Below are 13,803 nucleotides of genomic sequence, written 5' to 3'. Positions count from 1 at the left end.
GATGGCAAAGGCGGGGAAATTAGGACAGCGGAAAATGACGGATGAACGGTCCTCCTTGTGGCCGAAGGCCATGGGGAGGTGGCAGCGCGAAGCGCTGACGGAGGGGCCGACGCCGTCAAAGGCCGGTGCGAGGCCGTCGCCCCTCCACCACCGCTTCGCGGCGGTCCCCCTACCCATCGCTGCGCGACAGGGAGGATCAATTGCTCAGAGGTCGATCTTGAACCGCGCCAAATAATCATAATCCGGCCGGCACGCCTCGGCGACGGCCTGCGCTTCCGCCGTCAGTTCGGGGATCGGCTTGTCCGGAACCCCGAAACCCGTGCTCGACATCACCGCGTCGTACCAATGCGAGGCCCAAATGCCGTCGGTGTCGCGCAGCCCTGCCTGCCAGTGCAGCATCGCCGGGTCCCATTCGATGCCGAGCGCGGCGCATAATTTCGCGAGCATCGCGGGCGGGTCGCGCAGGATGTCTGCGCTGTCGATCACCGGCGGCGCATGGCCCAGCCGGTCGGCCTCGCGGTCGAAAAATTCGACCTGCTTGTCGGTGCCGAGATGGTCGGGGCGTACCGATACGCGCTTCGCGGCATAGCTCGCGACGACGCGCGCCGGGTCACGGATCAGGAAGGCGTGGCGCAGCCCCGGCAGGTCGTCATGCCTTATGGGGCCGACCATATGGTGCGCCATATGTTTCTGGTACCAGATCTGCGTCGCGGCGGTGTTCGGGCCGGTCATGCTGCGCGCGACGCCAAACCAGTCGCAGTCCATCGACGCCATCACTTCGTCCATCATCGGCTGCGGATCGCCAGTGTGCCGCAGGTACGCTCCATAAAAGGGTTCGTCGCTGACATGGGTATCGGTCCGGCTGCCGAAGCTGCGCATCATCGCCGTCGACAGGTTGCGCGGCCCCGACCACATGGCGATGCGGATGGTCATTGCTGCCTTTCCCTTCCTCCGTTTGTGCCGAGCGAAGTCGAGACACGCTTGGCGCCAACGTGTCTCGACTTCGCTCGACGCAAACGGGATTGGGGGTGCGATTTAGCCATTTAACTCGCCCGAAATGTCGCGCTCGATCAATATCTTGTAGAGCCCTTGCAACCGCTCGACCATCGGCCCCCGCCCCTCGGTCAGCACACGCCCGTCGATAGTATGCGCGGGCACCACCCCCGCGAAGGTGCCGGTCACGAACGCCTCCTCGGCGCCATAGACGTCGGTGAGCGAGAAATTCTTCTCATACACCGGGATGCCCGCCTCGCGGCAGATGCGGATGACGTTGCTGCGGGTGATGCCGGCGAGGCAATAATCGCCGCTCGAGGTCCATACCTCGCCCTTGCGCACGATGAAGAAATGGGTCGAATTGCAGGTCGCGACGAAGCCGTGCGGGTCGAGCATCAGCGCCTCATCGGCGCCCGCCTGCGCCGCCTGGATGCACGCGGTGATGCAGTTCAATTTGCTGTGCGAATTGAGCTTCGGGTCCTGCACCGCGGGGTCGCCGCGGCGGACATGGACGGTAAACAGCGACAGTCCCTTTTCGACCGTCGCGGGCAGCGGGTCCTTATGTTCGGCGATGATGACGATCGTCGCGGGCGAGATTACGACGCGCGGGTCCTGATAGGGGGTCGAGCGGATGCCGCGAGTGACCATCAGGCGGATGTGACAGGCGTCCATCTGGTTGCCCGCGATCGTGTCGTAAAGCCGCTGGATCAGCGCCTCTCGCGAAATCCCGATGTCCATCGCGATCGCCTTCGCACCCTCGAACAAGCGGTCCATATGCTGGTCGAGGAAGGCCATGCGCCCCTTGTGGACGCGGATCCCCTCCCACACCCCGTCGCCGAGCATGAAGCCGCTGTCGAACACCGACACGCTCGCATCGATACGGGGCACCAGCGTGCCGTTGACGTTGATCAGGATCGCGTCGTTGCGCGGATCGGGGACGAAATCGTGGGTGCCTTGAGCCATGGCGCGAGCCTAGCCGCTGGCGCGACGCTGTCGAGAGGTGTCAGGCGACCTTGCGGCCGAAACTGCCCGGCGGCGGGCGGTCGAGACGGCCGCGGGCGGCGCCCTCGAGCGGGTCACGGCGCGCCGCCGCGCGTTCCTCGGCGGTGGCGAGCTGGCGCGGCGGCGGCGGGCCGCCCTCGACCGCGCGGCGTTCGTCGAGCACCTTGTGCCAGACCGCCCCCGCCTCGCGGTGCGGCATCGCGAAGATTTCGATCGCTTCCCCGACGAGCGGCACCGCGCGTTCGACGAGCTTCAGATAACCGAGCGGGAGGCGCAGCTTGCGTTTGCCCGCGATGCCGCCCTTGTCGCTGTGGATCACCAGCATCACCGGTCCCGGGATCGGCAGACCCGCCGCGCTGAGAAAGAGCGTTTCGGCGCCGACATGGGTATAATGATCGAAGGAGACGAAACGCTTGGTCCAGAGCGTGCGGATTTCGAGGCCGCGCGCATGCTGGGTGATCGCCGCTTTGTCCGGCGCCATCGCCTTCCACAGCGCGCGGCATCCATAAGCGATCAGATAGAGCCCGAGCGGCGCGCCGATCAGCGTGCCCATCAGCGCAAAGCCGCCGAAGAAAAACAGCAGCGCGCGGGTGACGAGCTTGCCGCCGCTATACTGGACGATCACCATCGGCGATCAGCCGATCTTGCGGCCGAACTGCGGGCGCGGCGTGTCGGCGGGTGGCGACGCTTCCTCGGGTACAGCGGGCGCTTCGCCGCGCTTGCTCATATAGCGCGCGAAAGCGGCGTCGGCGTCGAACCCCTCGGTCGCCGGCAGGTCGTCACCGACCTTGACCGCCGCACCGGGCACGCGGTTCGCGCCCGACGCGACGCGGAGCAGCTTGACCAGCGGGCCGATCAGGAACAGCAGCGCGATGATCGACAGGCCGAGCACGGTCGGACCGAGTCCGATGCCGACGATGCCCTCCATCGAATTGCCGCCGACGCCCATGAAATGCCACAGGAAGAAACCGATATAGGCGACCGGAATCAGCGCCAGCAGCCAGCGGAACACCCCGCCGATCGAACCACCCATAGGAAAACCCTCCTCTTTCCAAAGAGGGTCGTAGCGCCAAGCGGTTAGGATTTTCTTATGTCGCGGGCCGGCCGCGCCGCACCCAGGCGGCACCGAGCAGCGCGAAGGCGGTGCCGAGCATCGTGCCGCCGACGATGTCGCTCGCCCAATGGACGCCAAGCATCATGCGCGAGGTGCCGTTGAGCACGATCATCACCCCCGCAAGGCTCCACGCCGCGCGGCGCCAGCGCGGCGGCACCAGCCAGGCGAGCATCAGATAGACGACCGCGGCGCTCGTCGCATGGCCGCTGGGATAGGAAAAGCTCGTCTGATGGTCGAGATGCGGGATCAGGTCGGGGCGTGCGACGCCGAAAGCCATTTTGAGCAGGCTCGACACGAGATTCGACAATAGCGACGCCCCCGCCAGTGCGACCGCACAGCGCGGCCCGCAGAGCCGCCAGACGAGCGCGGTCAGGCCGATGACGATGACCCAGCGCGGCGCGCCGCCGCCGATCCAGCTCGCGCCCTGCATGAAGGCGATGAAAGCGGGGTCGCTCTTGCCGACATGGAGGACAAGGTCGGTCGAGATGCGCAGGTCGATCGCCCGGGTCCAGCCCGCGACGACCGCGAAGCCTAGCAGGATCACCGCGAGGAGCAGGACGGCGGCGGCGATGAGGAAGCGGTTGGTCTTGTTCGGCATCAATCCCCCTTCGCCATCCCCGCGCAGGCGGGGATCCAGCTGTCCACGTTGAAGGAAAAAGCTGGATCCCCGCCTGCGCGGGGATGACGAGGTTGTGGTCAAATATGCAAAGGCCGCCCGAACGCCGCGAGCACGCCTTCGTGCATCGTCTCGCTCAGCGTCGGATGCGGGAAGACGGTGCCGATGAAATCATCCTCGACCAGCTCGGCGGTCTTGCCGATCGTATAGCCTTGGATCAGCTCGGTAACCTCGGCGCCGATCATGTGCGCGCCGAGCAGTTCGCCGGTCTTGGCGTCGAATATGGTCTTGGTGAAACCCTCGGCCTCGCCGAGCGCGATCGCCTTGCCGTTGCCGATGAAGGGGAAGGTGCCGGCCTTCACCTCGTACCCCAGTTCCTTCGCCTTGGCCTCGGTCAGCCCGACGCTGGCGATCTGCGGGCGGCAATAGGTGCAGCCGGGGATGTTGCGCGGGTCCATGGCGTGCGGGTGGTTGCCGGCGATCGCCTCGACCGAAATGATCGATTCGTGCATCGCCTTGTGCGCGAGCCACGGCGGCGCGGTGACGTCGCCGATCGCCCAGAGGCCGGGCACGTTGGTGCGGCACATCGCGTCGGTGTCGATATGGCCCTTGGTGGTCTTCACGCCGAGCGCTTCGAGCCCGATATTCTCGGTGTTCGGGACGATGCCGATCGCGACGATCGCGTGGCTGAATTCGGCGCTTTCGGTCTTGCCGTCCTTGGTCTTGATCTTCGCGGTAACGCCGGTCGCGGTCGCCTTCAATTCCTCGACGCCGGCGCCGGTGAAGATCGTCATGCCCTGCTTCTTGAGCGATTTTTCGAGGAAGGCCGACACATCGGCGTCCTCGACCGGGACGACGCGGTCGAGCATTTCGACCACCGTCACTTGGGCGCCCATGTCGCTGTAGAAGCTCGCGAACTCGATCCCGATCGCGCCCGAACCGATGACGAGCAGCTTCTTGGGCATTTCGGGCGGGACGAGCGCGTGGCGATAGGTCCAGATGCGCTTGCCGTCGGCGGGCGCGAACGGCAGGTCGCGGGCGCGCGCGCCGGTCGCGACGATGATGTTCTTGGCGGTGAGGGTTTCGCTGCCCTTCTCGCCCTTCACCTCGAGCTTGCCCGGCGCCGTCAGCTTGCCCTCGCCCATATGGACGGTGATCTTGTGCTTCTTCATCAGGAAAGCGACGCCCTGGCTCAGTTGCTTGGCGACGCCGCGGCTGCGCTTCACCACCGCGTCGATATCGGCGCTGATCTGCTGCGCGATCAGGCCGTAATCGCCGGCATGCTGCATATAATGATAGATTTCGGCCGAACGCAGCAGCGCCTTGGTCGGGATGCAGCCCCAGTTGAGACAGATGCCGCCGAGATTCTCGCGCTCGACGATCGCGGTTTTCAGGCCCAATTGGGCCGCGCGGATCGCCGCGACATAGCCGCCGGGCCCCGAGCCGAGGACGATGAGGTCGTAGTTGGTGTCAGCCATTATGGGCTCCTTCTAAAGCCCCTCTCCCCTTACGGGAGAGGGGTTGGGGAGTGAGGTCGGCGCGCGTCTGCGCGCCAAGAGAATCGATGGCGTGCAATATGGCTTCGGCAACGCCGTCGCTATTGTTCAATACGTCGTTGTTCCAGAAACGCAGGATGCGAAAGCCTTGCGCGGCCAGATAGGCGTCGCGACCGGCATCATAGGCGTTTTCCGCATGCTGTCCGCCGTCCGCCTCGACGATCAGCCGATGCTCGAAGCAGACGAAATCGGCGATGTAGAGGTCGTCGATGATGACCTGACGACGCCATCTCAGGTCGGCCAGCCGTTTGGCGCGCAAGATCGACCAGAGCCGACGTTCCGCATCGGTCGGACTGGATCGCATGTCGCGGGCGCGTTCCAGCAAGAGTGATTTTCGGGCGAGAGCGTCGGTTACAGTCTTGTGCGCCGCAGACGCGGCGCGGACCCCACTCCCCAACCCCTCTCCCGCAAGGGGAGAGGGGCTTTGGCCCCTTGCGGGCATTTTACGCCACCAGCCCCAGCGGGTTCTCCACCAGGTCCTTGAACGTCTTCATCAACAACGCGCCATCGGCACCATCGATCGCGCGATGGTCGAAGCTGCCGGTCGCCGACATGACGGTCGCGATCGCGATCGCGTCGTCGACGACATAGGGCCGCTTCTCGCCCGCGCCGATCGCCATGATCATGCCCTGCGGCGGGTTGATCACCGCGGTGAACTGCTTGATCCCCATCATCCCCATGTTCGAGATGCTGGCGGTGCCGCCCTGATATTCGCTGGGCTGGAGCTTGCCCTCCTTCGCCTTCGCCGCGAGTTCGGACATTTCGGTCGAGATTTTCGACATCGACTTGCCGCCGGCATCGGTGATGATCGGGGTGATCAGCCCGCCGGGGATGCTGACCGCGACCGAAATGTCGGCGCGGCTGTACTGGCGCATCACATCGCCGCCGAAGCTGACGTTGCACGCCGGCACACGTTCGAGCGCAACCGCGAGCGCCTTGATCAGCATGTCGTTGACGCTGAGCTTCACCCCGCGGCCTTCGAGGCTGGCGTTGAGTTCGCCGCGCAGCTTAAGCAGCGCATCGAGGCGGATATCTACCGTCAGGTAGATGTGCGGCGATTGCTGCATCGATTCCGTCAGGCGGCGCGCGATCGTCTTGCGCATGCCCGACAGCTTGCTGTCCTCGTGCGGGATGCCGAAATCGGGGATTTCGCCGTGCGCGGCAGGGGCGGGAGCCGCGGCGACGGGCGCGGCCGACGGGGCCGCTGCGGCCGGAGCCGCGGCGGGAACAGCCGCGGCGCCGGCGGGGGCGCCGTCGAGGTCGTCCTTGACGATGCGGCCGCCGGGGCCGGTGCCGGTGATAGTCGACAGGTCGATGCCGCGCTCGGCGGCGAGGCGCTTGGCGAGCGGGCTCGCCTTGATGCGGTCGCCCGATGCGGCGGACGCCGCAGCAGGGGTCGGTGCGGGTGCGGGCGCCGCTGCGGGGGTAGCGGCGGGTGCCGGAGCAGGCTCAGCCTTCGCCTCGGGAGCAGGCGTCGCAGCGGCGGGCGCCGCCTTGGCGCTCCCCGCATCCTCGCCTTCGCCGGTGATCGTCGCGATCACGGTGCCGACCTTCACATTGTCGGTGCCCTCGGCGACCAATATCTGCGCGATTACGCCATCGTCGATCGCCTCATATTCCATCGTCGCCTTGTCGGTCTCGATCTCGGCGAGCAGGTCGCCCGACTTAACCGTATCGCCCTCCTTGACCAGCCATTTGGCGAGCGTGCCCTCCTCCATCGTCGGCGAGAGCGCGGGCATTTTGAGTTCGATCGGCATGGTGAGGCATGTTCCCTGTCAGTCTGGCAGGTTGCCCCTGCCGTTACGGCCTGTACCTCTCCATAAGCGGAGCCGGGGTCAAGGTCCATCGGGTCAAACTTGCCTTTCATACGAATGTGACGCACTCTCCCCTCATAAAAAGCATAGCGGGGGTCGGGGCGATGCGGACTTATCTGGTGGTGATCGACGACAGTCCGGAGGCCAGCCTCGCGCTGCGCTTCGCCGCGCGGCGCGCGGCGCGCACGGGCGGCGGCGTGATGGTGCTGGCGATCATCCCGCCACAGGACTTCGTCGCGTTCGGCGGGGTGCAGGCGACGATCGAGGCCGAGGCGCGCGAACATGCCGAAGCGCTGGTGGCGGCGGCGGCCGACACGGTCGCGCAGGAAGCCAATGTCACGCCGCAGATCATGGTCAAGTCGGGCAAACCCGCCGAGGTCGTGTGCCAGGTGATCGCCGAGAATGACGAGGTCGCTGCGCTGGTGCTGGCGACGGCGGCGAGCGGCGCGCCGGGGCCGCTGGTTGCGCATTTCACCGGACAGGATGCGGGAACGCTCCCCTGTCCGGTGATGCTGGTGCCCGGCGGGATCGATATCAGCCGGCTCGATGCGTTGAGCTAGGCGGTCGCAAGGCGCGGCAGGGCGGCGGCGCCCTTCGCTTCGAAGAAAGCCAGATCGAGCACGACCAGCGCCTGCACCACGACGACCGCGATGCCGAGCCATGTCATCTGGCCGGCGAACACCGCGAGGACGCCGAAGCTCGCGGCGACCCAGCCGATATTGCCGACCGCGATCAGGTTCGCGAGCCCCTTGCTCGGCGCCTTCTGCGTGGCGACGAACAGCATCAGCAGGGCGCTCGGCAGCCCGATCCATCCCGCGACGGTCACGACTTCGGAGGGGAGGCCGAGAAGTGCCGCAACCGTCGCGGTCGCAAAGACGCCCAGCACGAACAGCCCCGTGCAGGTGATGGCGTCGATGATCAGGACATTCTTGAGATTGAAATAGGACATGACGGGTTCTCCTTTCGAACTGGGCCCAATTATGCCGCGAAACAACGCCAGTCGATTACGCCCGAGGTAATGGAAAAGAGGAAGATGGAGGTATAGCTCCCGCAGCGAAGGAGAAGGTCAATGCAGGTTGCACCGCTGGGCGAGCAATTGCGCGAATGGCGTACGCGGCGCCGGATGAGCCAGATGGACCTCGCGCTCGACAGCGAGATTTCGACCCGCCACCTGAGCTTTATCGAGACCGGGCGGTCGAAACCGAGCGCCGCGATGCTGGCGCGGATCGCCGATTGCCTCGAAGTCCCGCACCGCGCGCGCAACGCCATGCTGCTCGCGGCGGGTTACGCGCCCGATTATCAGGAACGCGCGCTCGACAGCGCCGAAATGGCGGGGATGCGCGCGATCGTCGAGCATGTATTGAAGGGGCACGAGCCCTATCCGGCGCTCGCGGTCGACCGCCATTGGAACATGGTCGCGGCGAATGATGCGATCGCGATCCTGATCGAGCAAGTAGCCCCCGCCCTGCTCGTCCCGCCGGTCAACGTGCTGCGGATCGCGCTGCACCCCGACGGGCTGGCGCCGCAGATCGTCAATTTCGGCGCGTGGCGCGCGCATATCCTGCACCGGATCGACTTGCAGATCGAGGCGAGCGCCGACGCGGGGCTGATCGCACTGCGCGAGGAACTGGCGGGTTATGACCGGCAGGCGAACGACAATGACGGCGGCCCGGTGAGCGGCATCGCGGTACCGCTGATCCTCGACACCATCGCGGGGCGGATAGCGTTCGTATCGACCGTGACGATCTTCGGGACGCCGGTCGATATCACGCTGTCGGAACTGGCGATCGAGGCGTTTTTCCCGGCGGATGCGGCGAGTGCGGCGTTGTTGGCAAGGTTGGCGGGGAAATCTTGAACCTCGTCATTGCGAGCGAAGCGAAGCAATCCAGGGCGGTTACCGCCACTCTGGATTGCCGCGTCGCCTTCGGCTCCTCGCAATGACGAGATGCGGTTTAGCGCCGCCGCCCCTTATGCTTGATATTCGCCGGGCGCCCGCGCTTGCCGACGCTGTGTTTGCCCGCCTTGTCCTTCAACCCGTCGCGGCGCGGCGGGCGGCCCCGGAAACCGCCTTCGGGCGCGTCGGGCAGTTCGAAACGCAGAGAGCCGCTGACCGGGTTGGCATCGACCAGCCGCAGATCGAGCCGTTGGCCGGTGGTGAAACTCACCCGCCCATGCTCGCTGTCGAGGCTGCGCGCCGCCTCGTCATAGAAGAAGCGCTCGGCTCCCAATGTCGACACCGGCACCAGCCCGTCGCCGCCGAGGCCGTCGACGGTCGCGAAGAAACCGAACGGCTGCACCCCGGTGATCCGCGCCTGGACGATCTCGCCTTTCCGGCTCGACAGATAGGCCGCGACATAGCGGTCGATCGTTTCGCGCTCGGCCTCCATCGCGCGGCGTTCGAGGGCGCTGATCGCCTCCCCGATGCGCGACAGGCCCTTGGCGTCGGCCTCGCCGAGCCCGGTGCGCTCGGGCAAGCCCTTGGGCTTGCCCGGCACTTCGAGCTTATAGCCATCGACGAGCGCGCGGTGGACGATCAGATCGGCGTAACGCCGGATCGGCGAGGTGAAATGCGCGTAGCTGCCGAGCGCGAGGCCGAAATGGCCGGCGTTGGCGGGACCATAATAGGCCTGGGTCTGGCTGCGCAGGATCGCCTGCATGATTTCGGGCAGCCGGTCGTCTTCGGAAAAGCCGTCGATCAGGCGGTTGAACACCGCGGGGGTGATCACCTGTCCGAGCGCGAAACTCTGTTCGAAGGTTTCGAGATAATCCTTGAGGCTGACGAGTTTCTCACGGCTCGGCGGCTCGTGGATGCGGTACATCACCGGCGATTTCTTCGCCTCGAGCGCCTTCGCCGCAGCGACGTTGGCGGCGATCATATAATCCTCGATCAGCCGCATCGAATCGAGCCGGTCGCGGACGCGGATTTCGGCGATGCCGCCCTTCTCGTCGAGGATGACCTGGCGTTCGGGCAGGTCGAGGTCGAGCGGCGCGCGGGCGGCGCGCGCGGTCGCCAGCAATGTCCAGCAGGCCCAGAGATTGCGCAGCCCCGGCAGCACCTCGGCGTCCCAATCGTCCCGCGCCGTATCGGCATCATAGGCCGCCTGCGCATGTTCATAGGCGATGTTCGCGCGCAGCCGCACCAGCGCGCGGGTGAAGCGCCATGACGTCACCTTGCCATGCTTGTCGATGACGAGGTGGCACGCCATCGCGGCGCGGTCCTGCCCGGCTTTCAGCGAGCAGACACCCGCCGACAAAGTCTCGGGCAGCATCGGCACAACCTGATCGGGGAAATAGACGCTGTTGCCACGCCGCCGCGCCTCGCGGTCGAGCGCGCCATCGGGGCGGACATAGAAGCTGACATCGGCGATCGCGACGATCGCGCGCCAGCCGCCCTTGTTGGTAGCATCCTCGTCGGGCGCCGCCCAGACGGCGTCGTCATGGTCGCGCGCGTCGATCGGGTCGATCGCGACGATCGGCAGGTCGCGCAGATCCTCGCGCCCGTCGGGGGTCAGCGGGAGTTTCGCGGCGACCTCGGCTTCGGCGATTGTTTCGGTGCCGAAGACATGCGGGATTTCATGGCGCGCGATCGCGATCATGCTCAGCGCGCGCGGCGCGAACGGATCGCCGAGGCGCTCGACGACTTTCGCCTTGATCGCCGGTCCGCGGCCGCTCAGTTCGGCGCGCACCAGATCGCCGACATTGGCATCACCCTTGTCGGCAACCGCGAAGTCGTAGCGCGCGCGCTTGTCGGCGGGGCGCAGCCACAGGATCGGCTTGCCGCCGGGTCCCATATCCTCGACGAGAACGCCGATCACAGTCTCGCCGCCCGTCTGCAATTTCTTCATCGGGTGCGCGACATGGCCGCTGCCGCGTTCTTCGGTGCGCGCGAGGATGCGATCGCCAACGCCAAGCGCGCCCTTGCGGCCCTGCTCCATCACGCGCAGCCGCGGTGCGGGACCGGCGGCTTCCCAATGCTCGGGGACGGCCCAGACGGTGCTGCCGTCGATCGAGGTGACGCGCAGCACGGTAACGCGCGGCAATCCGCCGTGCTTGTGGAACGAACGCCCCGCCGCGAGATCGACGAGCCCCTCGTCGGTCATATCCTTGAGCAGCGCCTTCAGCGCGATCTTCTCGGCACCGTGCAGCGCGAAATGCTTGGCGATCTCGCGCTTGCCGACCGGACCGCTGCTCGTTTCGATGAAACGGAGGATCTGGTCGGGCTTGGGCAACCCCGCGGGCCGTTGCGCTTTTGCCAATTAATAGGTCCGTCCTATCAGCACGCGTTCGACCGCGGGTTCGCCGGTGAAGAAGCAGGCGCCGTCGGCGGGTGCGGCATCGAGCGGGGTGTTGCGCATCGTCAGCTTGAGTGCCTTCAACTGCTCGACGATCTTGTCGAGCGCGACGCCGGTCGGGCGCGACCATTGGACTTCGGCCCAGCCGACAAATTTGTCGTCGCCGGCAAAATGCGCTTTCAGATCCGTCACATCGCGGCGAATATTGTCGTCGAGCCGCGCCTTGGCCTCGGCGTAGAGGCTTGCCTGGATCTCCTCAAGCATCGCCACCGCGCCGGCGGCGAACGCGTCCCTGCCGACGAACGCCGTGTTCAGCTTGCCGTCGTCCTTGTACAGCCGGTCGCGGCGGATCACCGCGACATTGCCGCCCGCCATGTCGCGCGGACCGATTTCGACGATGATCGGCGCACCCTTCTTGACCCAGCCCCAGCGCTTGGTCTGCGCCTTGGCGCCGCCGGTGTCGAGCAGCACGCGCACGGGTTCGCGGAAGGCGTCGAGCGCCTTGAGGCTCGCCTCGATCCCGCGGCAATAATCGAGGATCGCGGCGTCTTCCTCATTGTCGCGGAGCATCGGCACGATGACGATCTGGTGCGGCGCGATGCGCGGCGGACAGCGCAGGCCGTCGTCGTCGCCGTGGGTCATGATGACCCCGCCGATCATCCGCGTCGACGTGCCCCAGCTCGTCGTGTGGCACAGGCTGTGGCCGCCATCCTTGTCCTGATAACGGATGCCCGCCGCTTCGGCGAAACCGGTGCCCAGGTAATGCGAGGTGCCAGCCTGCAACGCCTTGCCGTCCTGCATCATCGCCTCGATCGAATAGGTCGCGACGGCGCCCGGAAAGCGCTCATTCTCGGGTTTTTCGCCCGCGACGACGGGCATCGCCAGCACATCCTCGGCGAAGGCGCGGTACATTTCGAGCGCGCGCAGCGTCTCGGCCATCGCGTCGGCCTTGTCGGCGTGCGCGGTATGGCCCTCCTGCCACAGGAATTCGCTGGTGCGCAGGAACATGCGCGTGCGCATTTCCCAGCGCACGACATTGGCCCATTGGTTGACCTTGAGCGGCAGGTCGCGCCAGCTCTGCACCCAGCGGCTCATCGCCGCGCCGATCACCGTCTCCGAGGTCGGGCGGACGATCAGCGGTTCCTCGAGCTTCGCTTCGGGATCGGGGACCAGCTTGCCCTTGTCGTTGGCGATCAGGCGATGGTGTGTGACGACCGCCATTTCCTTGGCAAAACCATCCACATGGTCGGCTTCCTTTTCAAAGAAGCTCAACGGGATGAAGAGCGGAAAATAGCAATTCTGGACCCCGGCATCCTTGATGCGGGCGTCCATCACCGTCTGGATGCGTTCCCACATGCCATAGCCCCACGGCTTGATGACCATGCAGCCGCGGACGCCCGATTCCTCGGCAAGATCGGCTTCGGCAATGACATCCTGATACCAGGCCGCAAAGTCGGCCTGCCGGGTTACGCTGAGCGCATGTTTGACCATGATATTCGTTTTTTCCGTCGCTGAGGGCGGGAGAAGCCCTGCTTATTTCTTCTTGGCGAGTTCGGCCTTGAGCTCTGCTACTTCGGCCTTGAGCGCCGCGATTTCGGCGTCCTTGGCCTTGCTGCCGCCCGCGCCTGGAATGAAGGCGCCCGCCGCCTGCTGGAACATCTCCATGTTGCGGCGCGTCAGTTCGGCGAGCGGGTTGGCGCCGAGCGCGCCTTCGAGCGCCGAGCGCACGTCCTGCTGGTTCTTGCGGAACGCGGTCATCGAGGCTTCGAGATATTGTGGCACCATCGACTGCATTTTGTCGCCGTACATACCGATCAGGTGTCGCAGGAAATTGACCGGCAACAGCGTCTCGCCGCGCGTTTCCTCGTCCATGATGATTTGCGTGAGCACATTGTGCGTGATGTCGTCGCCGCTCTTGGCATCGAGGACGCGGAATTCGCGGCCGTCGCGCACCATCGTGCCGAGATCTTCGAGCGTGATGTAGCAGCTGCGTTCGGTGTCATAGAGGCGCCGGTTCGCATATTTCTTGATGATGACCGTGTCGCCATCGGCGGACGCCTTGGACTTCGCCATGGTGATGCTGCTCCCTGATCCGGTGGCAAAGGCGACCCCGCCGCTCCGGGCTTTTGAATAGTGAGTTACGGGCATTAGCACCAATCTATGATGCATCGCAACATGAGGCGGCGCGGCGGCCGCGATTCGCTTTGGTGCCGTCGCGACACTGTCTTAATCCGCCGGATCGCCCTCTCCCGAACGAGAAGGCCTGACAGGCAGGGGCCGCGGACGCGCTGCCGTTAAAGTAACATAGTTTCAACCGAAACTGTTATTACGACACAATTGTCGTATCAAAGCGTCATGACCGACCACTTCATGTCGCGCTGCAATAAGCTTATTATTTGACGGTTTTTCGACACAA

The 13,803-nt window shown here is 65.6% G+C and carries 14 protein-coding genes; 2 read left to right on the top strand and 12 right to left on the bottom strand.

The genetic code is table 11. The features are described from left to right. Positions 1 to 204: 204 nt before the first annotated feature. The 8 genes from AC07U1_RS14460 to AC07U1_RS14425 all read right to left on the bottom strand — a co-directional run bounded on the left by AC07U1_RS14460 (position 205) and on the right by AC07U1_RS14425 (position 7,038). Positions 205 to 933, bottom strand: a complete 729-nt coding sequence (locus AC07U1_RS14460; RefSeq protein WP_495176025.1) for a sulfotransferase-like domain-containing protein — start codon at positions 931 to 933, stop codon at positions 205 to 207. A gap of 102 nt (positions 934 to 1,035) precedes the next feature. Then, on the bottom strand, positions 1,036 to 1,956 hold the full coding sequence (locus tag AC07U1_RS14455) for an aminotransferase class IV (RefSeq protein ID WP_495176026.1): 921 nt from the start codon (positions 1,954 to 1,956) through the stop codon (positions 1,036 to 1,038). Between the two features lie 40 nt (positions 1,957 to 1,996). Beyond that, entirely contained in the window at positions 1,997 to 2,623 is a 627-nt protein-coding gene (locus AC07U1_RS14450; protein WP_492738405.1) for a hypothetical protein, read from the bottom strand. A gap of 6 nt (positions 2,624 to 2,629) precedes the next feature. Continuing rightward, entirely contained in the window at positions 2,630 to 3,028 is a 399-nt protein-coding gene (locus AC07U1_RS14445) for a hypothetical protein (protein ID WP_056347656.1), read from the bottom strand. 55 nt (positions 3,029 to 3,083) lie between these two features. Further along, positions 3,084 to 3,707 carry a phosphatase PAP2 family protein gene (locus tag AC07U1_RS14440; RefSeq protein WP_495176027.1) on the bottom strand — a complete coding sequence of 208 codons (624 nt, stop codon included), beginning with the start codon at positions 3,705 to 3,707 and terminating at the stop codon, positions 3,084 to 3,086. A gap of 98 nt (positions 3,708 to 3,805) precedes the next feature. After that, positions 3,806 to 5,203 carry a dihydrolipoyl dehydrogenase gene (lpdA, locus tag AC07U1_RS14435; protein WP_495176028.1) on the bottom strand — a complete coding sequence of 466 codons (1,398 nt, stop codon included), beginning with the start codon at positions 5,201 to 5,203 and terminating at the stop codon, positions 3,806 to 3,808. Beyond that, positions 5,196 to 5,606, bottom strand: coding sequence for an endonuclease domain-containing protein (locus tag AC07U1_RS14430; protein WP_495176029.1), 411 nt, complete (start codon positions 5,604 to 5,606; stop codon positions 5,196 to 5,198). Before AC07U1_RS14430 ends, lpdA begins: the two co-directional genes overlap by 8 nt. A 118-nt stretch (positions 5,607 to 5,724) precedes the next feature. Then, complete coding sequence (locus AC07U1_RS14425) at positions 5,725 to 7,038, bottom strand: pyruvate dehydrogenase complex dihydrolipoamide acetyltransferase (RefSeq protein WP_495176030.1); 1,314 nt, start codon at positions 7,036 to 7,038, stop codon at positions 5,725 to 5,727. Between the two features lie 161 nt (positions 7,039 to 7,199). On the opposite strand from AC07U1_RS14425, the gene AC07U1_RS14420 reads away from it, so the two are divergent. After that, complete coding sequence (locus tag AC07U1_RS14420; protein ID WP_056347666.1) at positions 7,200 to 7,655, top strand: universal stress protein; 456 nt, start codon at positions 7,200 to 7,202, stop codon at positions 7,653 to 7,655. On the opposite strand, the gene AC07U1_RS14415 is transcribed toward AC07U1_RS14420, so the two are convergent. After that, positions 7,652 to 8,044, bottom strand: coding sequence for a hypothetical protein (locus AC07U1_RS14415; protein WP_495176031.1), 393 nt, complete (start codon positions 8,042 to 8,044; stop codon positions 7,652 to 7,654). The genes AC07U1_RS14420 and AC07U1_RS14415 overlap by 4 nt on opposite strands. A gap of 120 nt (positions 8,045 to 8,164) precedes the next feature. Here AC07U1_RS14415 and AC07U1_RS14410 point away from each other — a divergent pair, with 120 nt between their 5' ends. Next, positions 8,165 to 8,950 (top strand): helix-turn-helix domain-containing protein, encoded by a 786-nt coding sequence (locus AC07U1_RS14410; RefSeq protein WP_187139859.1) that lies wholly within the window; start codon positions 8,165 to 8,167, stop codon positions 8,948 to 8,950. A 97-nt stretch (positions 8,951 to 9,047) separates the two neighbouring features. On the opposite strand, the gene AC07U1_RS14405 is transcribed toward AC07U1_RS14410, so the two are convergent. The 3 genes from AC07U1_RS14405 to phaR are packed head-to-tail and all read right to left on the bottom strand — an operon-like array spanning position 9,048 to position 13,460. Beyond that, on the bottom strand, positions 9,048 to 11,351 hold the full coding sequence (locus AC07U1_RS14405; protein ID WP_495176032.1) for a ribonuclease R family protein: 2,304 nt from the start codon (positions 11,349 to 11,351) through the stop codon (positions 9,048 to 9,050). Next, positions 11,352 to 12,878 carry an aminoacyl--tRNA ligase-related protein gene (locus tag AC07U1_RS14400; RefSeq protein WP_495176033.1) on the bottom strand — a complete coding sequence of 509 codons (1,527 nt, stop codon included), beginning with the start codon at positions 12,876 to 12,878 and terminating at the stop codon, positions 11,352 to 11,354. A gap of 42 nt (positions 12,879 to 12,920) precedes the next feature. Further along, the gene (phaR, locus tag AC07U1_RS14395; RefSeq protein ID WP_492738423.1) at positions 12,921 to 13,460 is read right to left on the bottom strand and encodes a polyhydroxyalkanoate synthesis repressor PhaR; all 540 of its coding nucleotides are present in this window, start codon (positions 13,458 to 13,460) and stop codon (positions 12,921 to 12,923) included. Positions 13,461 to 13,803: the final 343 nt, after the last annotated feature.

This window comes from Sphingopyxis sp. GW821-FHT02C12, from assembly GCF_059421785.1.
This window is presented reverse-complemented; position numbering and strand designations above follow the sequence as displayed.